This window comes from Bacteroides sp. OM05-10AA, assembly GCF_003439055.1.
Lineage (GTDB): Bacteria > Bacteroidota > Bacteroidia > Bacteroidales > Bacteroidaceae > Bacteroides > Bacteroides intestinigallinarum.
Genome location: NZ_QSUR01000021.1, coordinates 83,007 through 106,243 on the forward strand (window position 1 = coordinate 83,007; position 23,237 = coordinate 106,243).

Sequence of the window (23,237 nt, forward strand, 5' to 3'; positions counted from 1 at the left end):
ATGTAAAGACGACTATCTATAACACATACAAAAGATGAGTAAGTAGAGTAAATATCTAAAATGAATATAATCTGTTTGCAAAAAAATACGCGGAGATCTATCGATTCCGCGTATCAAATAATAAAAATAGATAGAATTTTTCAATCACCTACACGTAAAAATTTAAATGGAGACGACTCTTTAAAATCTTTTATGGTATTACCACTATAAATCTGTCCCTCTGATATAGACAATTTTTTAACAGGAGCACCTTCGGAAAAATTAGCATCTTTTAGGTTTACCCAAAAAGTGTTGGGAGTAATAGCAGATTCGAAAAAATAAACTAGGTTTTTGCTATCTGACACTGTCCTCCATTGAGTTGTAGATATTTCAGGACTTCCAGGCACTGAAATGCCATAAGGAACCGACACATTTCTCATTACACTGAAAACACTGGCTACAGCTATCTGTTGGTCGGCTGTTTTAGGCAGAACACCAATATAAAAGCTTGCTCTTGCAAATCTGTCTGGAGACTTATTAGTTCCAGGTAAAAATGCAAGCCCTCCCACAGACTTCCAGTAATCGTTCAGTGACAATTGTAGAGGATAAGCAGGCGAGTTTGTCATCACAACATACTCTTTGCCATGATAGATATTCATTTTATTATCTATAAACTCAAATATAGCATTGTCTCCTGTTGCATCCGATATAGCAAGATGTAAGGTTGCCATTCGCGAGCCATCAGGCATCATGTCAGAAACCAGTTGGAAATTTCCACGCTGTACTTCAGCCACAGCTTCATCGACAGTAGCAAAATTATCGAGAAAATATTGTGTCCATGCAGCTATAGTTAATCCCGGCTTATTTTTATCTCTATCTTCATATTGAGACTCTGGAAGCCACAATAAATTGGCAACTAGACCTTTTTCATTTATACCATCAGTACTCGAAAATTCATAGGCAGAAGTAACAATACTACCATACTTCGATTTCCATTTTAAAGAGTTTCCTCCCACTTCTCCATCCCGTTTCATTCCACGAGGGAATAACCAAATGTTACTGTGCATGTTCTCATTCCAGTCCATAGTGCGTCCAGTAACTACAGTATTATCTTCTCCTACATATACAGCTCGCGTACAAGCTTCCGATTTCAAGGCACTAATAAATATAAGCGCAACAATGAATAACACTTCCTTTTTCATATAACTTAAATAGATTAAATAAACAATCATCAAACTGATATAGATTGCATAAACAATTAAATGAAAAAAAAGTTTTCAATAATAATAAAAAGTTTGCTAAAAGTTTTGCTATTAAATTATTATCTAATTCACTAAACAATCTCAAATTGCACTTTCTATTTTTTACAATTTATTTCACCGTAATCAAGCCAAGTAAAAATGCATTTTTCTTATATATAAGTATGTAAAAAAAAGAATCAAATAGTATCATGTTTGAGTAGATACGACCTTATTCTTTAAGGTTAATGACGTACTTTAGGATATTTATTATTAAAACGGAAACCAAGACCGAGCATCAGATAATTAGGGGTCTGGAAATCCTGAAGATTGTAGCCGATGTGGAGGAATGAACTCCGGGTGACGTTGATCTTCAACGCAAAGACCTGATACAGTCCGCGCAAATCGCCACGTCCTAGCACATTCGTTCCCAAGCCGACACCGATGGTAAAAAACGGCATCACGTATTCTGCCCGTCCGGAAAGTCCCAGCGCAAGCTGATTCTGAATGCCCGGCACGAGAAATCTACGACGGGAGGAACCGCTGCCTGCATCGTACTCCACCAGCGCATCTTCGGTGTACACATTGGCACTACCGTCATAGACACCATCCAGCGAAACTCCGAAGCGCAACTTATAGTTGAGATTGTACATCGGAGCAAAGTTGAATCCCGCTACGGGATAGCTGCCCGGTGATGCAATCTGTTTCTCGCCTACATAGACGCCTTTGCGACGCCACGAGCCGAACAACACAAGGTCATAACTGATGTGTCGCGGAAAACGGGGAACATAGGGATGAACCAATGATTTAGTGAGGTCGGCTTCTTCCCGGTTGAAGTTGTACACCAGTCCGATTTTCGCTCCGGTGGTGTTGACACCTGCATTGGGAAACTTGGTGTTGCCGTTGGAGAAATGCGTGAAGTCTCCACCGATGATAAAGTCGAAATAACGGGAAAGCGACCAGTTAAGGTAGATACCTGCATTGAGGTAGGCATTCACCCGTGAGCCTACGGCTCCGTTGTAGGAGTTGTAATCGTTGTCATAAGGTTTCCATCCGGTAGAGATACCGAAGTTCCACTCGTAATTGAGCGAAAGGCGGGGATGGAAACGGGCAATGCGTGCACCTTGAAAGACGTAGAACGTCATCGGATCACCCAGCTGCTTTTTGTCGCCAAAGGTGGTGAAGGCCAAGCCGAAACCTTGATAAGCTCCGCCATAGATGCGGTCGGCACAGGTGTTGGGACGAAACTTGAAAGAGTATTTCAGATGAGCGGCAAATGAACTCTGGATGGGTTTCCACCGTTCGTTCTCGCCTTGCAGGAAAGGATTGGTGGGGAACACGTATTGCGGCCGCGCCTCTATCCCCAACCGGTGAATGAAATGGTGGGGAACGTAGGGAGCTACGGTGTCGGCTCCGCATTGCGGGAAGCTGTTGTGCCGGAAGCCATGAATTTCTTCCTGCAATCTCCGCACTTCTTCACGAAGTTGGCGGACGTCCTGCTGGAGCTGTTCTACGTCTTGCCGCATTTCCTTCACCTCTTTCTCTTCCTGCCCTACCTCCTGCGCACTAAGCGAAGTGCCGGGGAAAAGCAAAGCGGAACAGATTACGGCGATTTCCCATCTGGGTATCTTTACTCTCATATAATAGTCTGGTTTGTCTTTTCAGAACGGAAGTTACAAATGGAGCTTCTCAATAAACTGTGCCACATGATAGCCGTCCATCAACCCATGATGGCAGGTTACGGAAACGGGCATCATCAGTCTTTCTCCGTCACGGAAGTACTTTCCGGTGGAGATTTTGGGAACGCTGTCGCCCGAACGCATATTGGTGGGGTGCTTCATGTCGGTGAATGAGAGCCACGGCACTGCCGAATAATGAATGGCATTGGGATGGAAAGTGCCTCCTTTGTTGAGTCCCGTAGTGGCTTGCAAACGTTCCATTTCGGCTTTTGCCCGGCGGATAAAGACAAGTTCGTCCGGATCATATTCAAAGGCGGCAAAAGAAAAGGTATGGTCGTCACGGCCTACGGTGGCTTCGGGCAGAAGGCTGTCATAGCACACCACCTTATCGCCTTCGATGCGATAACGGAATTCTTCTACCGCAGCAGCGGCAGTCGTTATCCGGTGGAGGACTAACAGGGAAAAGGATATGCCTTTGGTTTTGGCTTCCTGATACGCGCGCGTACAGTCTACCTGAACGGTCACTCCGAAAAACGGATCGTCAAAAGCACTGAAATGTTCGTAATGTTCTCTTCTGTTCCAAGTAGCAATATCGATGATCTTCTCTATCTGATTCATTCTAAACACTCTTTTTTATTTGAGAAATGCAGATTAACGCAAATTATCGCAGATTTAGCCTATTTCCTTTGCGGTAATCTGCGTTTCTAAATTCAGACTCTTTACTGATGTTGCTCACGCAACAAGTCGTTCACTGTTTTTACCGGATTGAAAGTGGAAAGTGGCACTTCTACAAAGACGGTATTCCAGTCGCTCATCGCTCCGTTCCACAAGCCGGGAAGTTCGAGAGCTTTCAGGTCTTTGCCGTTCTTCGATTTGTAGGAGATGAAGCCTGTTGCTTTATCTACATACTTCACCAGGTCGAACTTATGTCCTTTATAATCGCGCACGGCGCATACGAGGTCTACCGGATTGAAGTGTGTGCCTTTCTCGAACATTTCTTTCTTCTCCGGATCGTCCATGTCGATCTGTGAGCTTTCGAGGATTTGCAGGGAGATGGTTCCGTCGCTGTTGTAAGCAAGGAACGGGCCGCCACCGGGTTCGCCTACGTTCTTCACCATTCCGCAGACGCGCATCGGGCGGTTGAACTTGTTTTTCAGGTAGATGGCGAGTACGGAATCTTCGAGGTCTTTCGTCTCCGGATTCTTGCAGAAGAGTTTCTTTTGCAGGAATTGAAGCATTTCCATCATCTGGTCGTGGGTGTATTTACCGCTGTCGAGCAGGGTAAGGTATTCGAATACTTGTTTTTGCAAAGTCACGAGCACTCCGGCAATCAGTTTCTTATAAGTAACGGTGTCGGCTTTCAGTCTGTCGGGCACTACGTTGTCGATGTTCTTGATGAAGATAATGTCTGCATCGAGGTCGTTCAGGTTCTCGATCAGTGCGCCGTGGCCACCGGGACGGAACAGCAGTTTGCCGTTGTCACGGAAAGGTTGGTTGTCCATGTCGGCGGCAATCGTGTCGGTACTCGGCTTTTGTTCGGAGAAGGTGATGTAATAGTCTACTCCATAGCGTTTGGAAAATTCGTCTACCTTTTCGGCTACCAGCTTCTTGAAGAGTTCACGGTGTTCGGTAGATACCGTGAAGTGCACGTTTACTTTACCGCTCTTTCCGGCAGCATACAAGGCTCCTTCGGCGAGATGTTCTTCCATCGGCGTGCGTGAACCTTCGGGATACTTATGGAATTTGAGCAGACCTTTCGGTAGTGCGCCGTAATTCAGTCCGGCTGTTTCGAGCAGGGCGGATACCACTGCTTTATAGTTGCCGTCTTCGATCAGTCCGGGAATATCTTTTCCGTCGATACGCTGGCAGGCTACATTCAGGTCATCATAGAAAGCAAAATTCTTGATTCCGTCGAAGAATGTCTGTTCGAACTTGGTAGTCGGTCGGTCATAGTCGGCAGACAGGAACTCGAACAGGTTCTTGAACATACGACTCGCTGCACCGGAGGCGGGCACGAACTTCACAACAGTCTTATCTGTGTTGGTATATGCATCCCAGGCGGCCAGATAAGCCTTCTGTTCTTCTGCATCGGGAGCTAATATTCCCTTTTCGATGGAGGCTGCCGCATCCAGCTTCAAAAAGGGGAAACCCGTCTGGAAGCATGCTAATTGTTCTACAATTTGCTCTTCCGTGATGCCTTTCTTGGCAAGCAACTCTTTGTCCTGTGTCGTTATCATAATATCTAATTTTATTAATTGATGCCCAAAAATACAAAATGTTATTTACTTCTTGCCGAATAACCGGGAAAAAAACTAATTTTACATCGAATTAACAAGATTGAATATGGACGACTTTTTTACATCGGAGGAAAAAAAGGAGCTTTTTTCACTCTACCGGCATTTGTTGCAATCTGCAGGAGATAGCATTTCCTGGAAGGATTGCCTAAAGTTAAAGAGACATCTTATCAAAGCGGCCCAGTGTAACGGTCTGCAACGCAATAACTTCGGGATGAATCCCGTCATCAGAGATTTACAAACGGCAGTGATCGTTGCCGAGGAAATCGGTATGAAAGGTTCGTGCCTGATCGGTATCATGTTGCACGAAATCGTGAAGGGGCATGTATTGTCTATCGACGAGGTGAACGCCGAATATGGGGATGACGTAGCAAGTATCATCAAGGGATTGGTGAAAACGAACGAGCTGTATGCGAAGAGTCCGGCTATCGAGTCGGAAAACTTCCGTAATCTGCTGCTTTCTTTTGCGGAGGATATGCGTGTGATCCTGATTATGATTGCGGATCGTGTGAACGTGATGCGCAAAATCAAAGATACGGGCAACGAGGAGGACCGGCTCAAGGTAGCAAACGAGGCTGCTTACCTGTATGCTCCGCTGGCGCATAAGCTGGGATTGTATAAGCTGAAATCGGAACTGGAGGATTTGTCTCTCAAATATACGCAGAAGGAAACGTATTATTTTATCAAGGATAAGCTGAACGAGACGAAGGCGTCCCGCGACAAGTATATCGCTGCTTTTATCGAACCGATCCAGAGGAAGGTGTCGGAAGCGGGATTGAAGTTCGACATCAAGGGGCGTACCAAGTCGATTCATTCGATATGGAACAAGATTCAGAAGCAGAAAACGTCTTTTGAGGGGATTTATGACTTGTTCGCAATCCGTATCATCCTCGATTCGGAGCCGGACCCGGCTAAGGAGAAGCAGGAATGCTGGCAGGTTTATTCGATTGTTACGGATATGTACCAGCCGAACCCGAAGCGTCTGCGCGACTGGCTCTCTATCCCGAAAAGCAATGGTTACGAGTCGTTGCACATCACTGTGATGGGCCCGGAAGGGAAATGGGTGGAAGTGCAGATACGTACCCGCCGCATGGACGAGATCGCGGAACGCGGATTGGCTGCTCACTGGAGATATAAAGGTATCAAGGGTGAAACGGGTCTGGACGAGTGGTTGACTTCTGTGCGGGAGGCGTTGGAGAATGCAGACAACGATTCACTGAAAGTGATGGATCAGTTTAAGATGGATCTCTACGAGGATGAAGTGTTTGTCTTCACGCCCAAGGGGGATTTGTTCAAGCTCGCCAAAGGGGCTACGGTATTGGATTTTGCTTTCCATATCCATAGTAAGTTGGGATGCAAGTGTATCGGCGCGAAAGTGAACGGCAAGAATGTGCAGCTCAAACAGAAACTGAACAGCGGCGACCAAGTGGAGATCATGACTTCAAACACCCAGACGCCGAAGCAGGACTGGCTGAACATCGTGACGACTTCCAAAGCGCGCACCAAGATAAGGCAGGCTCTCAAAGAGATGGTGGCACGCCAGCACGCTTTTGCCAAGGAGACGCTGGAACGGAAATTCAAGAATCGTAAGTTGGAATATGATGAAGCGACCATGATGCGCCTCATCAAGCGTTTGGGCTTCAAGAATGTGACGGAGTTTTATCAGCGGATTGCCGACGGTGGACTGGACGTTAACGAGATTCTGGATAAGTATGTGGAGCAACAGAAGCGGGACAGTGATACGCACGATGAAATTGTGTATCGCAGTGCCGAAGGGTATAACTTGCAGGCTGCGCAACAAGAGGAAACGACGTCTAAGGAAGATGTTCTGGTAATCGATCAGAATCTGAAAGGGTTGGAATTCAAGTTGGCTAAATGTTGTAATCCGATTTACGGGGATGATGTGTTTGGTTTCGTTACGGTAAGCGGTGGTATCAAGATACACCGGGCGGACTGTCCGAATGCCAATCAGATGCGCGAACGTTTCGGTTATCGTATTGTGAAGGCTCGTTGGGCGGGGAAATCGGTAGGTACGCAATATCCTATCACGCTGCGGGTTGTAGGGCATGATGATATTGGTATCGTGACTAATATCACTTCTATTATATCCAAAGAGAATGGTATCACGCTGCGCTCCATCGGTATTGACTCGAACGACGGTTTGTTCTCCGGAACACTGACGGTCATGGTGGGTGATACGGGACGTTTGGAGGCTCTTATCAAGAAATTACGTACTATAAAGGGAGTAAAACAAGTTAGCCGGAATTAATTCCGGCTACTCTCCTATCTTACTTTCTTCTTTATATAATAAGGATAGGTAATCAATACAAAGAAGAGTAAAGCAATGGATGCTACTATCTGTCCGGTATGTAGCATCTTATCTGTATCCAATTCCATGTAGCAGGCGGTAGCGATTCCCAGGGAAATGCCGATTTCGGTTGCCAGCAGATGGGTGGTGTTGGCTGTTCCGCGTTGGCAATGGTGGGATAGCTTTACGAACATCACCAGAAATTCCGGCAGGATAAAGCCTAAGCCCAGTCCTAAGAGTACGGAGGAAATGCCTATGGAGATGTCTGTATTCAGTAGGGAGATGGCTACGATTTCCAATCCGAGTCCTATAATGACCAGCCGCAGTGTTTTCTCTTTCAGGAAAAACAGACGTGCAAAGAACAGGGAAACGATGTATCCGAGGGCTGTTCCTACAAAGAACGGTACGGGGATTCCTGTGTTTCCGAGTACGAAATCGTTTAGGAAAGGGTGTACCATGGGAACCAGCAGTCCCGGAATGAAGGTTATCAGGATCAGATTGATGGCAGGAACCCATCCACGAAGCAATAGGAAGCGGTCGAAGGAATAGAGTTTGGTGACAATCGGCGCACGGAAAGGTACGTAGACTCCTGATAACATGAGGATTCCGACAGCTCCGGTTATGACAGATACAGTGAGCAGGGTTTGGAAGGATTGGCTTTGATAAAGCCATACTCCGAGGATAATGCCTGCGATCATTCCCATACGTGCCATCCAGGAGAAACTGACGTTTCCCGCACTGCGCAGTGTGGAGTTGGTGATGTCGATGGCCAATGTGATGCCGGCTGTTGTGCCTATGCCAAAGGCAAGCCCTTGCACGGTGCTCAACAGAATTAGTTCTGTGAGGTTGGTAACAAAGGCGTATCCGATGGTCGCCACTACCATCAGGGCAGCAGCAAACATACAGACGTACTTACGCTTGTATGCATCTACCAGATAGGCATGGAAAGGACCGATGAGGAACATCCCCAAGGTGAAAAAGAGAAAGATTACTCCTGTCTGTGCAGCCGGCACTCCGAGACGGTCGGCCATCTCTACGGAAAGCACCGGAAATAACACATACAAGGATATAAACAACAGCAAATTAGCTACACATATCCGCATAAAATGAACTGTCCACAATTTAACTGCCATATACTATATTTAATATTGTTCCTTCTCGTTGGGGAAGTAGCAATTCTTCACGTCAGAAACGTAACGGCTGATGGCATCGGTCATCACCGTGTACAAGTCAGCATAACGACGCAAGAAACGCGGACGGAATCCGTTGTTCATGCCAAGCATGTCCTGAATCACCAATACTTGACCGTCTACGTGGCCACCGGCACCGATACCGATAATAGGTATGGTCAGTTCGGATGCTACGCGTTCGGCAAGGGTTGCGGGAATCTTTTCGAGTACAATGGCAAAACAGCCTGCTTCTTCTAATAGATGGGCGTCGCGAATCAGTTTTTCGGCTTCGGCGTCGTCTTTGGCACGCACGGTATAGGTGCCGTATTTATTGATGGATTGAGGCATGAGTCCCAGATGTCCCATTACCGGAATGCCAGCGCATACGATGCGTCTCACCGTGTCTATGATTTCTTCACCACCTTCGAGCTTCAAAGCGTCAGCGTGGCTTTCTTTCATGATACGGATGGCTGAAGCAAGTCCTTCCATCTCGTTGCCCTGATAGGATCCGAAAGGCATATCAACCACTACCATCGCACGTTTCACGCCGCGTACCACGGATTTGGCATGATAGATCATTTGGTCGAGTGTGATAGGAAGTGTTGTCACATTACCTGCCATTACATTGGAAGCGGAGTCGCCTACCAGGATTACGTCCATTCCCGCACCGTCTACAATCTGTGCCATTGTGTAATCATAAGCAGTCAGCATAGATATTTTTTCACCTCTCTGTTTCATTTCAACCAGGCGATGAGTAGTCACCTTTCTTGAGTCATCTGATATATAACCAGCCATGTCTTTTTAAATTAAAAATTAATGATTAAAAATTAAAACGACGTCAAGCGCCTTCAAAAATCGCGGCAAAGTTATAACATTTAATTCATAACAGAGAAGGAAATGCAAAAAATCCTTTCAAACACCTCGCTTGGATAGCTGGGGAGGCGGTTGGAAGGATTCTGTGAGGTATAATAAAAGCTCCTTAACAATATAAGGAAGCGATTTATCAAGTGCAATAATGCGTTTCGGATTTATTCTTTCTCTTAACGATGCAGGGTCAGGAGCTTGTCGTAGGTCATGCCGGTGAAGTCGTCTATTATATAATGTGCTTTGCCAGTGATGGCTTCACGTGTATTGGTGGTGGCAAGTCCGATCACTGTTGCCCCGGAAGTCATTCCGGCTTGCAGGCCGTGGAAAGAATCTTCAAAGACGTAGGTGTTTTCGGGGGTGGCTTCAAAGATTTCCATCCCGAGCAGGAAGCAGTCGGGAGCCGGTTTGGAACGGGCAAACATCTCTCCGGTCAGGATGCGGTCTACCATTCCTTTAAATTCGGGGTGGGCATTGTAGACGTTAGCCATCTTCTCTTCGTTGGAGCTGGTGACTACGGCTATCTTTGCACCGTTACGGCGAAGATCGGCTATAAAGGCTTCTACTCCGGGGATGTATTCGTAGGACATCTTTTGCTCGTAAACGTAGAGTTCGGCGCTTATTTCAAGCTGGGCTTCGGGTTGGTCCGAGAAATACTTTTCATAGATTTGCAATAATGTCTGTCCCTTAATCCGGCGGCCGAAATCTTCTTCATTCAGATATTTCCGTCCCTGCTCGTCCCAGAAGACTGTGTACTGCGTTTCTGTATCCATAATGACACCATCAAAATCGAAGAGTGCCGCAATCGTTTTCGTTGTATTCATATATAAACTTTCTTTTTACCTAAACGTTAAACCTTGTGTATCCGTCGTTGCAAAGTTCCGAATAATCATCGAATCAGGCAAATAATTCGTACCTTTGCAAAGCTAAAAAAAACGTAACATACGTTTTTATCCAACAAAATCTACTAGCGCATGAGCAAGAACGACCCACATATCTTAGGCAAAGAAAGTATCGGCAAATTGCTGTTACAATATTCCATTCCTGCAATTATCGGAATGACGATTACTTCTATCTATAATATTATTGATAGTATCTTCATCGGACATGGTGTAGGCCCAATGGCGATTGCCGGACTAGCCATCAGCTTTCCGCTGATGAATCTGGTGGTGGCTTTCTGTACATTGGTATCGGCGGGCGGTTCTACGCTGGCGTCTATCCGTCTGGGGCAAAAGGACATGAAGGGGGCTACGGAAATCTTGTCACACACGTTGATGCTCTGTATCACTAATTCGTTCTTCTTTGGTATTTTGTCTTTCATCTTCCTGGATGATATATTGGTTTTCTTCGGGGCCAGTAACGAGACGCTTCCTTATGCACGGAGCTTTATGCAGGTGATCTTATTGGGTACTCCTATCACTTATACGATGATTGGGTTGAACAACGTGATGCGTGCTACCGGATACCCGAAAAAGGCGATGTTGACTTCGATGGTGACGGTGGTGGCGAACATTATCCTCGCTCCTATCTTTATTTTCCACTTTGAATGGGGAATGAGGGGGGCTGCTACGGCAACGGTGATTTCGCAGTTGATCGGTATGGTATGGGTGGTGAGCCACTTTGTCAAGAAAGACAGTACGGTACATTTTGAGGGGAATATCTGGAAGATGAAACGGAGGATTGTGGAGAGTATCTTCGCCATCGGTATGTCTCCTTTCCTGATGAATGTGTGTGCGTGTGCCATTGTGATTATCATCAATAACAGTCTGCAAAATTACGGGGGTGATATGGCGATTGGTGCTTATGGGATCATTAACCGTTTGCTGACGCTTTATGTGATGATTGTGTTAGGTCTGACGATGGGTATGCAGCCTATTGTGGGGTATAACTTCGGAGCGCAGAAGATAGATCGTGTGAAACAGACATTAAGACTGGGGATTATCTCCGGGGTTGTGATTACCAGTAGCGGGTTTATTATCTGCGAGTTCTTCCCTCATGCTGTGTCGGCTCTTTTCACGGATAGCGATGAATTGATTGATTTGGCCGTAAACGGTATCCGGCTGGCTGTATTGATGTTCCCGTTTGTAGGGGCGCAGATTGTGATTGGTAACTTCTTCCAAAGTATCGGGAAGGCTAAAATAAGTATTTTCCTTTCGCTGACGCGGCAGTTGCTTTATCTTTTGCCTTGCTTGCTACTCTTTCCCAATTGGTGGGGATTGGAAGGTATCTGGATTAGTATGCCGGTATCGGATGCATTGGCGTTTATTACGGCGGTTGTCAGTCTGATGATTTACATTAAGAAAGTGTCTAAACAACATCCGGAAACGGTAGCGGAATAAAGCATTAACTGCTTTACTCCGCCTGTTGGTTTTTATTCTTTATTCTGCTTTGATGCTCTTTACGGGGTTTTCATTGGCAACGTGCCAGGCTTTCACTACCACGCAAGCCACGATAACCAATAGTACCAGCAGGGCTATTCCTATAAAAAGTAACAGATCCATATCAATTCGTTCGCTAAACTGTTCCAGCCATATTTGGCCTGTAAAATAGGAAGCGGCAGTACCTATCAACACAGAGATTACGGAGATATTCAGAATGTCGTATATCAATAGTTTCAGGATGCCGGAGGCTTCTGCCCCATTCACTTTGCGTATGGCTATTTCCTTGCTGCGACGTTGAGTTTCTCCATTCACATAACCAATCAATCCTGTGATGACAATAAGCAGGATGAAGCAGGACGAAATCCAGACTGCGTTACGGAAACGGTATACGCTCTTATAGCCTTCGCGGATCATGCTGTCTACTGAATTGAAGTTCAGGGCTACATTCGGGAATGTTTTTGCCACACATTCGTTCAAGCGTTTCAGGTTCTCGTCATAGGGTTCTTTTAGACGGACATTGATGGTGTGATTGGCCGATTCTTTATCGGCAATCAATACGATAGGAGACTGACTGGAATAGAAACTTCTATTACGAATATCATCAAACACTCCTACGATAGTACCTTCTACCCCACTCACTGATTTTCCTACGGCACCATCGGTCCATTTCATCAAACGGACGAGTTCTTTATTTACCAATAGATCGCCTTTTTTCTTGATGGTGGTGCCTTCTGTTATTCTGATTCCCATCACATTCGGATAATCATAGTCGCACATATTGAAATTAAGGGTGGCAATGCGTTTGCCGTCGTTACCTATCAATCCACGTGTCCAGTACTCTCCCAGTACGCTGTGTGTGGATGCTGATACCCCGTCCACCATCGGTTGGCGGAGCAACTCGTCTTTTATATGTTCTACTGTTTCGCCTGACATCCAAGTTTCAGCTTCTACCAGTCCCGGAATCTTGATTCCCATATCTCCATTCATCAGGTGAGAATATTGTAACAGGGTAACCAGCAATAGTCCGAGTACAAAGGAGGTACCCGTGAACTGGACAAATAGTAATGAACGTTTCCATCCTCTTTTTCCATCTGTATAGTGCCGGAATACCTGCGTGACGGGAATACGTGAGAACAGTTTTCCCGGTATGCCTCCTGCCAGGAGGAAAAGGACTACTACAGTGAGCAAGGGTATCCAAATGATGTCCCAGGCAAACAGTGAGGCAAGGCTGGTTCCCAGCAGATCTTCGATCAATTCGCCCATGTTGATTATCAACAGGAAGCTAAACAGGACGGATAGTAGAACCAATACTCCGGTTTCTGCCAGAAACATGCCAAAGATGTTTCCGGAACTGGCTCCACTGCATTTATGCACTCCTACGCTTTTTGCACGACGACTGATAGTGGCTATTGAAATCAACATATAATTCATGATGGCTACAAAAAACACTGAAAAGCCGAGGAAGCCGAATATCATCAAACGTTTCTGGGTATCGGCAGAATCCAGATGGCGTTTCGAAAGAGGAACAACGCTGTATTCCAACTTCCAGTCATCCCATTGCAAGGGGCTGTATTTGGCCATTACCTGTTGGATTTTGCTGTTCACCTTGTCTATATCCGACGCATGACGCAAGCGTGCAAAGGCATAAAAAACATCATTCCCATTCCAACCGTTACCACTCGCATAGCGGCCATCCCTGTGAACGGTAATTACAAAGTCACGGGAGAGCATCGAATTTTCGGGTATGTCTTTATAGACGCCGCGAATTGTCAGCTCCAACTGCTTGTCGGCCGAAAGGGTTTTCCCAATAGGGTCTGTGCTACCGAATGTTTCACGGGCAAAATGTTCTGAAACAAATACGCTATTCGAGATAATCAGATCTTTCGCATTCCCTTTTAGTACCGGTATACCCATCGTTTCAAAGAAACAGGTATCGACCATCATATAATTTGCTTTTGACAGCAGTTTGTCTTCCTTATAAATATGATAAAACTGGAAAGGAAGTACGCAGGTGGCCGACTCTATTTCTTCAGGCATATCCTGCGCCAGAGTAAAAGCTACCGGATCGCAGACGGTATAGTCATAATTCATTCCGTCATCGCCCTGCACTTCGCCGGTCGTCATATTATGCGACGCTATTCTCGCCATTATCAGATTCTCCGCTTCCGGGTAACATTTCTCATAGCTCATCTCAAAAGCTATTTGCGAGAAAAGCAAGATGCCAACTGTTAGTCCTAAAGAAAGGGAGAGCACTCTTACAATATTCAAAGTACGCTCATGCAGTAATGTACGTATACTATAATAGATTTGTCTCATATCCACTTCTAATCAGGTTTATACTATCACACTGGCTACTACACTTCCGTCGAACAAATGAACTGTACGATGGGCAAAGGATGCGTCATGTTGTGAGTGTGTCACCATGATGATGGTTGTTCCTTCTTTATTCAGCTCGGTCAACAGGTTCATCACTTCTGCCCCATTCTTTGAGTCGAGGTTACCGGTCGGCTCATCGGCGAGAATCAGTTTCGGATTGGTCACTACGGCACGGGCAATGGCGACACGTTGTTGCTGACCACCGGAAAGTTGTTGCGGAAAGTGTTTGGCACGATGGCTGATGTTCATCCGTTTCAGAATGTCTTCTACCATGCGGCGGCGTTCGGATGCTTTAAAGCCCAGGTATGTCAGAGGAAGTTCTACATTCTCGTAAACATTCAGCTCGTCGATCAGGTTAAAGCTCTGGAATACGAATCCGAGTTTGCCCTTACGCACATGGGTACGTTCTTTCTCTTTCAATCCGCCCACTTCTTCACCCATCAAGCGGTAGGAACCTTCGGTGGGGTTATCGAGCAAACCCAGAATGTTCAACAAAGTGGATTTACCACAACCGGAGGGACCCATAATGGCTACAAACTCTCCCTCTTTTACTTCAAGGTTTACGTGATTCAAGGCAACTGTCTCTACTTCGGAAGTACGGAATACTTTACTGATGTTGTTTATTTCAATCATAATCTTTTTATTTTATGTTCTTCTATTTTCAAGAATGCAGAAAGCATGCCAAAAAAGAATAACAATTCATTATCAGTTGTTTATCATTTCAACCTTTCTGAATATTGTCTAAAAATTAGACAGTACCGTCTAATTTTTAGACAACCGGGGGACTATTCCATTTCTCCTTTAAATTGTTCCAACAGTCTCTATTATCCATGGAGAGATTGTCCATCCCGGAAGAAAACTTTATCTTTGCATCCAGTTTTCTAAACTATTAAAGTAATGATGAAGAGGAAGAATTTATATGCACTGTTTTCGTGCTTGTTCCTTTCGGGATGCGGTATGATAGACTATCATCCGTATGACGTCCGCATCAGCGGAGAAACAGAGGTCAACGCACACAACATCGAAAGAATAGAAGCGAATTGCCAGGGTAAAACTACGATACGGTTCGTGACAATGGGCGACTCACAACGATGGTATGACGAAACGGAAGATTTTGTAAAAGCGATCAATCAACGGAATGATATTGACTTCGTCATCCATGGAGGGGATATGAGTGACTTCGGACTGACCAAGGAATTTCTTTGGCAAAGGGATATCATGAACGGACTTCATGTGCCTTATGTGGCTCTGATCGGAAATCATGACTGTCTGGGCACGGGAGCGGAAACCTACAAGGCTGTATTCGGCCCCACAAACTTCTCTTTCATCGCAGGAAATGTGAAGTTTGTCTGCCTGAATACCAACGCTTTGGAGTATGATTACTCCGAACCTGTACCGGACTTTACCTTTATGGAAAATGAACTGACGAGCAGACGGGATGAGTTTGAAAAGACGGTTATTTGTATGCACGCGCGTCCCTATACGGATGTGTTCAATGATAATGTGGCAAAAGTATTCCAACACTATGTCAAACAATATGCAGGAATACAGTTCTGCACGGCCGCCCACACCCATCACCATCAGGACGATGTGATTTTTGATGATGGAATACATTATGTTACCAGTGATTGTATGGATTACCGTACTTATCTGGTATTTACAATAACTCCGGAAAAATACGAATATGAGCTGGTTAAATACTAATTATATCTTACGCGCAGGAGTACTGTCTGTGCTTCTCCTGCTTCCCGGTCTGATGTCTGCTACCTGCAAGAGGGATACGATTATCAACAACTACAAGGATAATTCGCTCCATTTTATCATCAAGGATGATTCAATTATCACCTTTCGCACCGGGGAGTCTTCATTCACCATTATCAAAGCGGACTCCGTGTTGCCTGCCACACCGAAGCGCACCAAACATACCCGCTATGACAATCGGGTTCACCGTTTCCGCAGAAACTGGGAGCGGATTATCCCGACTCATTCCAAAATACAATATGCCGGAAATATGGGATTACTCTCTTTCGGTACAGGATGGGATTATGGAAAGCGTAATCAGTGGGAAACGGATGTATTGCTCGGATTCATCCCGAAATATTCTTCGAAGAAAGCAAAAGTGACCATGACGCTCAAGCAGAACTATATGCCCTGGAGCATTAATATTGGAAAAGGATTCTCGACAGAGCCTCTTGCCTGTGGTCTTTATGTGAATACCGTATTTGGAAATCAGTTCTGGGTGAACGAGCCGGAACGTTATCCGAAGGGGTATTATGGTTTCTCAAGCAAAGTGCGTTTCCATGTCTTTATGGGGCAACGCCTGACCTATGATATTGACCCGCAACGCAGATTTATGGCCAAGTCTGTAACCTTTTTCTATGAAATAAGTACGTGTGACCTTTATGTGATTAGTGCGGTAAACAATAGTTATCTCCGTCCACGTGATTACCTTAGTTTATCATTCGGATTGAAATTCCAGTGGTTATAGATTGGAGGCACAAGGAGTATAAAATCAATTTTGAATTACGATTCTTGAATTATCACATCCTTTTTTCGTAAGTTTGCGCTTTACAAACTTGAACGAAAATGAGTAAATCTGGAACAATCATCATTGTAGACGACAATAAAGGAGTGCTGACTGCCATACAAATCCTTTTAAAAAGTTATTTCTCAAAGGTCGTTGCACTCTCCTCGCCCGTCACCCTGACGAGCGTCCTGCGGGAGGAAATGCCGGAAGTGGTATTGCTGGACATGAATTTCACATCGGGCATCAATACCGGCAATGAGGGATTATTCTGGTTACATGAAATAAAAAAAGTACGTCCGGATCTTCCGGTCGTACTTTTTACGGCTTATGCCGATATTGAACTGGCTATCCGAGGTATTAAAGAGGGAGCAACGGACTTTATCGTCAAACCCTGGGACAACCGGAAACTGGTGGAAACGCTGCAAACCGCAGCAACCTCTACGCACAATGACAGGAAAACGGCAAGTAAAGAAAAGCCTGTTCACTCGCCTATGTACTGGGGAGAAAGCAAGGTTATGCAACAACTACGCACTTTGATTGAAAAGGTTGCCATCACCGATGCCAACCTCTTGATAACGGGTGAAAACGGAACGGGAAAAGAAATGCTGGCACGGGAAATCCACGCGCTTTCCAACCGCAAACATAAAGAAATGATTGCCGTGGATATGGGAACCATCACGGAATCTTTATTCGAGAGTGAGCTTTTCGGACATGTAAAAGGGTCGTTCACTGATGCACACGCCGACCGGACAGGTAAGTTCGAGGCTGCCGAAAAGAGTACGCTGTTTCTCGACGAAATAGGAAACTTGCCCTACCATCTGCAAGCAAAGCTACTAACTGCCATCCAACGGCGAAGCATTGTGAAAGTGGGAAGTAACACGCCAATTCCTATTGATATCCGACTGATATGTGCCACGAACCGGAACCTGCAGGAGATGGTGGCGAAAGGCGAATTCCGGGAAGACTTGCTCTACCGTATCAATACCATTCATGTGGAAATTCCTCCCCTGCGCGAACGGAAAGAGGATATTATCCCATTGGCCGAACGATTTATGGCTCACTTCTGCAAGCAATATGACAAGTCGTTGATGAAGTTCACTCCCGAAGCAGAGGATAAATTGACTGCGCATCCCTGGTATGGCAATATCCGCGAATTGGAGCACGTTATCGAAAAGGCGGCTATCATCAATGACAGTCCGCTGATTCCTGCTGAATTGTTCCAATTATCCGTACCACGGACAGCTATTCAGGAACAGAGTATCTCCACTCTGGAAGAAATGGAAGTGCAGATGATACGGAAAGCGCTCGATGCCTGTGCGGGAAATCTATCGGCAGTAGCCGCTCAACTGGGAATAACCCGGCAGACGCTCTATAACAAGATGAAAAAATTCGGATTATGAGCTCACAGATCCAACAACTGGGGATTCGGTACTGGTTCAGAGTTTTGCTGACTGTACTTTTCTGTATATCGACCGTCTGGTTCGGTATTCATCAGTCATACGGTTGGTTAGGGGTTAGTCTTTGTCTGCTGGTGCTTAGCATCATCTGGCAAATCCGCCTGTACCAGCTTCACACCAAGCAGGTGCTTTTCATGATTAACGCGCTAGAGAATAATGATAACACTTTTCATTTTCCCGAAGAAAACGGTACTCCCGAAAGCCTAAAGATCAACCGGGCACTCAACCGGGTGGGACATATCTTATATAATGTAAAAGCAGAAACCGCCCAACAAGAGAAATATTACGAGCTGATTCTGGATTTTGTCAGTACAGGATTGCTGGTACTCAATGACAATGGGGCTGTTTATCAGAAGAACAAGGAGGCACTCCGTCTTTTGGGGCTGAATATATTCACGCATATCCATCAGTTGAGTAAAGTAGACACTACACTCATGGAGAAAATAGAGAACTGCCATCCCGGAGACAAACTGCAAGTGATATTTCACAACGAACGGGGAACCGTTAATCTATCCATACGTGTATCGGAAATCAATGTGCGCAAAGAGCATCTGCGTATTCTGGCTCTGAACGACATCAATACCGAACTCGATGAAAAGGAAATAGATTCATGGATTCGCCTGACACGGGTTCTGACGCATGAAATCATGAATTCGGTCACGCCTATCACTTCCCTTTGTGACACTCTTCTTTCCATGTCCGAGGGCAAAGATGAAGAGATCAGTCACGGGTTGCAGACCATCAGCACCACAGGAAAAGGGTTGCTCTCTTTTGTAGAATCTTACCGGCAGTTTACACGCATACCTGCACCGGAACCGTCATTGTTCTATGTAAAAGCGTTCATAGAAAGGATGATTGAACTTGCCCGCCATCAGAATCCGTGTGACACCATTTGTTTCCACACGGAGATTTCTCCTGCGGACTTAATTCTGTATGCGGATGAAAACCTCATCGCCCAGGTGGTTATCAATCTTCTGAAGAATGCCATTCAGGCAATCGGCAGCCAGCCGGATGGTAGAATCGAGCTTCGGGCTTATTGCAATGACATGGAAGAAATATGGGTCGAGATCAAAAATAACGGTCCTGAAATCCCGTCGGAAATAGCAGAGCATATCTTTATTCCTTTCTTCACCACCAAAGAAAATGGTAGCGGAATCGGACTTAGTATTTCACGGCAGATCATGCGTCTTTCGGGCGGGAGTCTCACTTTGCTTCGAGAGAAAGAAACAACGTTTATTTTAAAATTCAAATAACTATTGATATATGATACCTGCACTCGTCAACAATCCCTTATTCCGGGGGATCACTCCGGAAAGACTTTTTGCCGATCTGGAAGAGATCAGTTTCCATACACGTTCTTATAAGAAAGGGGAAATCCTGGCTCAACAGGGGGCTGTGTGTAATCGCCTCGTCATCCTGACCAAAGGAAGCGTGCGTGGAGAGATGATTGATTATTCGGGGCGTCTTATCAAAGTGGAAGACATCGCTGCTCCAAGAGCGATTGCCCCTCTGTTTCTATTCGGTGAGGAGAACCGCTATCCGGTGGAAGTGACTGCCAACGAACCGACAGAGGTTATCGAACTTCCTAAATCAAGTGTATTGAGTTTATTCCGTAAAAACGAGCAGTTTTTAGAAAACTATATGAATCTTTCTGCCAATTATGCACGGACTTTATCGGATAAACTTTTCTTTATGTCGTTTAAAACGATTCGTCAGAAACTTGCTTCGTACCTGCTCCGATTATATAAACAGCAGCAACAGACGCATATCACCCTCGACCGTTCACAACAGGAATTGAGTGATTACTTCGGGGTATCCCGTCCTTCCCTCGCCCGTGAACTGGCGCACATGCAGGAAGATGGATTATTGATAGCCGATCGCAAGCATATCACTATTTTACAGAAAGAAGAACTGGTACGGCTTATCCAATAATAGGAACTGTTTTAAGGATTTATGAATTGAATAATGAGTGTTTTAGATAAAAAATATTCATTGTTGTAACATTGGTTACAGAATTAGCTGAAACCTTTCTTCTACTTTTGCGTTCAATAAATAAAATATTGGACTAATTAAAAACGTAAAAGTTATGAGTATGTTCTGTTATCAATGTCAAGAAACCGCAATGGGTACCGGTTGTACCTTGAAAGGTGTATGCGGTAAAACATCTGAAGTGGCTAACCTGCAAGACTTACTACTCTTCGTAGTACGTGGAATTGCTGTCTACAACGAACATCTGCGTAAAGATGGACATCCTTCCGAACAAGCAGACAAATTTATCTATGATGCTTTGTTCATTACCATCACCAACGCCAATTTTGATAAAGTGGCTATCACTGAAAAAATCAAAGAAGGACTGAAACTGAAAAATGAACTTGCCAACAAGGTAAAGATTGAAAATGCTCCTGACGAATGTCTTTGGAATGGAAGCGAAGATGAGTTTGAAGAGAAATCAAAAACTGTCGGTGTGCTTCGCACTCCCAACGAGGATATCCGCTCACTGAAAGAACTTGTACACTATGGCCTGAAAGGAATGGCTGCTTACGTAGAGCATGCGCATAACCTGGGCTACGAGTCACCGGAAATATTTGCTTTCATGCAACATGCCTTATCCGAACTGACCCGCAATGATATTACAGTGGAAGAACTGGTTCAGCTGACTTTGGAAACAGGAAAGCATGGAGTATCGGCAATGGCACAGCTGGATAAGGCGAATACCAGCAGCTACGGAAATCCGGAAATCTCACAAGTGAGTCTCGGTGTACGCAATAATCCGGGTATATTAATCAGCGGACATGATTTGAAAGACCTGGAAGAGTTATTGGAACAAACAGAGGGTACAGGAGTAGATGTATATACTCACAGCGAAATGTTGCCTGCACATTATTATCCTCAACTAAAGAAGTACAAGCATCTGGCAGGAAACTACGGAAATGCCTGGTGGAAGCAGAAAGAGGAATTTGAAAGTTTCAACGGTCCTATCTTGTTCACAAGTAACTGTATCGTTCCGCCACGTGCAAATGCCAGCTACAAGGATCGTATTTACATCACAGGAGCCTGCGGCTTGGAAGGGGCACATTACATCCCCGAACGTAAAGACGGAAAACCGAAAGATTTTTCTGCACTGATTGCTCATGCTAAGCAATGTCAGCCACCGGTAGCCATTGAAAGCGGAACGATTATCGGAGGATTCGCGCATGCACAGGTGACAGCCCTGGCAGATAAAGTGGTGGACGCCGTGAAGAGCGGAGCTATCCGTAAATTCTTTGTAATGGCAGGATGCGACGGACGTATGAAGAGCCGTGAATACTATACGGAATTTGCTCAAAAATTACCTGGTGACACCGTGATTCTTACTGCCGGTTGTGCCAAGTACAGATATAATAAACTGGCTTTAGGTGATATCAACGGCATTCCGAGAGTGTTGGATGCAGGACAATGTAACGACAGTTACTCACTGGCCGTCATCGCTTTAAAACTGAAAGAGATCTTCGGATTGGATGATGTGAATCAGTTGCCTATCGTATACAACATCGCCTGGTACGAACAAAAGGCGGTCATTGTTTTATTGGCATTACTGGCTTTAGGAGTGAAACATATTCATCTGGGTCCTACTCTCCCCGCTTTCCTTTCACCGAACGTAAAGAACGTATTGATCGAACAATTCGGAATCGGAAGTATCAGTACAGTAGATGAAGATATTGTGAAGTTCCTATCCTAAATAACAATCAATCAAGCGGGGATTTGGAGATTCCCGCTTGATTTACAGAATATCAATCCTCTCTAGGCAATATTAAATTGAGAAGCACTCCCACTAAAGCTGCCAGTCCAATGCCGGACAATGAAAAATCGCCCCAATTAAAGGCAGCGCCACCAATGCCGACAGTCAGTGTCAAAGACACAATGATTATATTTCTGGTACGACTCAAATCAATGCAATTATTCACAAGATTACCAATGCCCGCGCAAGCAATCGTTCCGAAAAGTAATAACATGATGCCGCCCAGTACCGCACTTGGAATGGATCTTAGTAATGCACTGATTTTACCGATAACAGAAAATAAGATAGCGGAAATGGCAGCTATTCTTATCACTTGCGGATTGGTTATCTTTGTCAGAGACATGGCTCCGGTCACTTCCGAATAAGTTGTCACAGGAGGACCACCCAACAATCCGGCACAGAAACACGCCAGACCATCCCCCAATAAAGTACGGTGCAACCCCGGATCTTTCACGAAATCTTTTCCGGTGACCGTATTAACGACATAAATATCACCAATATGTTCTATCACCGGAGCAATGGCTACCGGAATCATAAACAACACAGGTTCCCATGAGAATTTAGGAAAGACAAACTGCGGCAATCCAATCCAGGCAGCATCCCTGACACCGGACAAATCTAAATCGTAGAAAAGCCATGCAGCCAGATACCCTACTACAATTCCACAGAAGATAGGAATCAGTTTCAAAAGCCCTTTGGCTTTCATTGAAACAACGACTGCGGTAACCAACGAAAGCAGTGCCAATACCCAGTTCTCTTTTGCCATATTCACTCCCGTTCCCGCCAGTGACAAACCTATCAGAATGATGACAGGTCCTATGACAACAGGAGGAAACAGCCGCTCAATCACCCTCACTCCCTGCCATTTGACAAGCGCACTCATCACAAAGTAAACTAATGCTACTCCAACCATGCCGGATAAGGTGCCGGGCAACCCATAAAGTTCTGTCGCTTTAATGATAGGCGCAATAAATGCGAAACTACTCCCCAGAAAGATAGGAACCTTTCCACGCGTGACCGCATGAAAGATAAGCGTACCAATACCTGCTGTAAACAGAGCTGTAGAAGGGTCAAGCCCCACCAATAACGGCACGAGTACCGTAGCACCGAAAGCTACAAACAAGAATTGTACCCCCACCACCCCTTTCCTCAAAGGTGTAAGATTATTTGAATCCATAAGTATAATG

General features: G+C 45.2%; 18 protein-coding genes. 8 read left to right on the forward strand and 10 right to left on the reverse strand.

Annotated features, from left to right (window positions below; all coding sequences use genetic code 11):
* Positions 1-140: 140 nt before the first annotated feature.
* From DXB58_RS16775 to DXB58_RS16790, 4 genes are all read right to left on the reverse strand, one after another.
* Positions 141-1,181 (reverse strand): linear amide C-N hydrolase, encoded by a 1,041-nt coding sequence (locus DXB58_RS16775; RefSeq protein WP_117935715.1) that lies wholly within the window; start codon positions 1,179-1,181, stop codon positions 141-143.
* 281 nt (positions 1,182-1,462) lie between these two features.
* Positions 1,463-2,857, reverse strand: a complete 1,395-nt coding sequence (locus DXB58_RS16780; protein ID WP_122137615.1) for an acyloxyacyl hydrolase — start codon at positions 2,855-2,857, stop codon at positions 1,463-1,465.
* Positions 2,858-2,890: 33 nt separating this feature from the next.
* On the reverse strand, positions 2,891-3,514 hold the full coding sequence (locus DXB58_RS16785) for a chloramphenicol acetyltransferase (RefSeq protein ID WP_004303471.1): 624 nt from the start codon (positions 3,512-3,514) through the stop codon (positions 2,891-2,893).
* Between the two features lie 101 nt (positions 3,515-3,615).
* Positions 3,616-5,133: a DUF4301 family protein gene (locus DXB58_RS16790; protein ID WP_099145898.1), complete on the reverse strand. Its 1,518-nt coding sequence runs from the start codon at positions 5,131-5,133 to the stop codon at positions 3,616-3,618.
* A 106-nt stretch (positions 5,134-5,239) separates the two neighbouring features.
* On the opposite strand from DXB58_RS16790, the gene DXB58_RS16795 reads away from it, so the two are divergent.
* Positions 5,240-7,459, forward strand: a complete 2,220-nt coding sequence (locus DXB58_RS16795; protein ID WP_004325787.1) for a bifunctional (p)ppGpp synthetase/guanosine-3',5'-bis(diphosphate) 3'-pyrophosphohydrolase — start codon at positions 5,240-5,242, stop codon at positions 7,457-7,459.
* A gap of 14 nt (positions 7,460-7,473) precedes the next feature.
* Here the strand turns inward: DXB58_RS16795 and DXB58_RS16800 are convergent, their stop codons facing one another.
* The 3 genes from DXB58_RS16800 to DXB58_RS16810 all read right to left on the reverse strand — a co-directional run bounded on the left by DXB58_RS16800 (position 7,474) and on the right by DXB58_RS16810 (position 10,355).
* Entirely contained in the window at positions 7,474-8,631 is a 1,158-nt protein-coding gene (locus DXB58_RS16800; protein ID WP_122137616.1) for an MFS transporter, read from the reverse strand.
* A gap of 9 nt (positions 8,632-8,640) precedes the next feature.
* A complete protein-coding gene (gene panB / locus DXB58_RS16805) occupies positions 8,641-9,462 on the reverse strand; it encodes a 3-methyl-2-oxobutanoate hydroxymethyltransferase (protein ID WP_004295743.1) in 822 nt (273 codons plus the stop codon).
* A 245-nt stretch (positions 9,463-9,707) separates the two neighbouring features.
* Positions 9,708-10,355 (reverse strand): HAD family phosphatase, encoded by a 648-nt coding sequence (locus tag DXB58_RS16810; RefSeq protein WP_004325784.1) that lies wholly within the window; start codon positions 10,353-10,355, stop codon positions 9,708-9,710.
* A gap of 150 nt (positions 10,356-10,505) precedes the next feature.
* Here DXB58_RS16810 and DXB58_RS16815 point away from each other — a divergent pair, with 150 nt between their 5' ends.
* Positions 10,506-11,870, forward strand: a complete 1,365-nt coding sequence (locus tag DXB58_RS16815; protein WP_122137617.1) for an MATE family efflux transporter — start codon at positions 10,506-10,508, stop codon at positions 11,868-11,870.
* Between the two features lie 39 nt (positions 11,871-11,909).
* On the opposite strand, the gene DXB58_RS16820 is transcribed toward DXB58_RS16815, so the two are convergent.
* Positions 11,910-14,228: an ABC transporter permease gene (locus DXB58_RS16820; RefSeq protein ID WP_122137618.1), complete on the reverse strand. Its 2,319-nt coding sequence runs from the start codon at positions 14,226-14,228 to the stop codon at positions 11,910-11,912.
* Between the two features lie 18 nt (positions 14,229-14,246).
* Entirely contained in the window at positions 14,247-14,921 is a 675-nt protein-coding gene (locus DXB58_RS16825; protein WP_122137619.1) for an ABC transporter ATP-binding protein, read from the reverse strand.
* Between the two features lie 267 nt (positions 14,922-15,188).
* On the opposite strand from DXB58_RS16825, the gene DXB58_RS16830 reads away from it, so the two are divergent.
* The 6 genes from DXB58_RS16830 (at position 15,189) to hcp (ending at position 21,990) form a co-directional block, all read left to right on the forward strand.
* Entirely contained in the window at positions 15,189-15,992 is an 804-nt protein-coding gene (locus DXB58_RS16830; protein ID WP_122137634.1) for a metallophosphoesterase, read from the forward strand.
* Positions 15,973-16,776, forward strand: a complete 804-nt coding sequence (locus tag DXB58_RS16835) for a hypothetical protein (RefSeq protein ID WP_117935654.1) — start codon at positions 15,973-15,975, stop codon at positions 16,774-16,776. The genes DXB58_RS16830 and DXB58_RS16835 overlap by 20 nt, the downstream gene beginning before the upstream one ends.
* 98 nt (positions 16,777-16,874) lie before the next feature.
* Positions 16,875-18,215, forward strand: coding sequence for a sigma-54 dependent transcriptional regulator (locus tag DXB58_RS16840; protein ID WP_117935656.1), 1,341 nt, complete (start codon positions 16,875-16,877; stop codon positions 18,213-18,215).
* Entirely contained in the window at positions 18,212-19,525 is a 1,314-nt protein-coding gene (locus DXB58_RS16845) for a PAS domain-containing sensor histidine kinase (protein ID WP_122137620.1), read from the forward strand. Before DXB58_RS16840 ends, DXB58_RS16845 begins: the two co-directional genes overlap by 4 nt.
* Before the next feature lie 10 nt (positions 19,526-19,535).
* Positions 19,536-20,204, forward strand: coding sequence for a Crp/Fnr family transcriptional regulator (locus DXB58_RS16850; RefSeq protein WP_004303519.1), 669 nt, complete (start codon positions 19,536-19,538; stop codon positions 20,202-20,204).
* Positions 20,205-20,358: 154 nt separating this feature from the next.
* Positions 20,359-21,990, forward strand: coding sequence for a hydroxylamine reductase (gene hcp / locus DXB58_RS16855; RefSeq protein ID WP_187343864.1), 1,632 nt, complete (start codon positions 20,359-20,361; stop codon positions 21,988-21,990).
* Between the two features lie 52 nt (positions 21,991-22,042).
* Here the strand turns inward: hcp and DXB58_RS16860 are convergent, their stop codons facing one another.
* The gene (locus tag DXB58_RS16860; protein WP_117935661.1) at positions 22,043-23,227 is read right to left on the reverse strand and encodes a uracil-xanthine permease family protein; all 1,185 of its coding nucleotides are present in this window, start codon (positions 23,225-23,227) and stop codon (positions 22,043-22,045) included.
* Positions 23,228-23,237 lie beyond the last annotated feature (10 nt).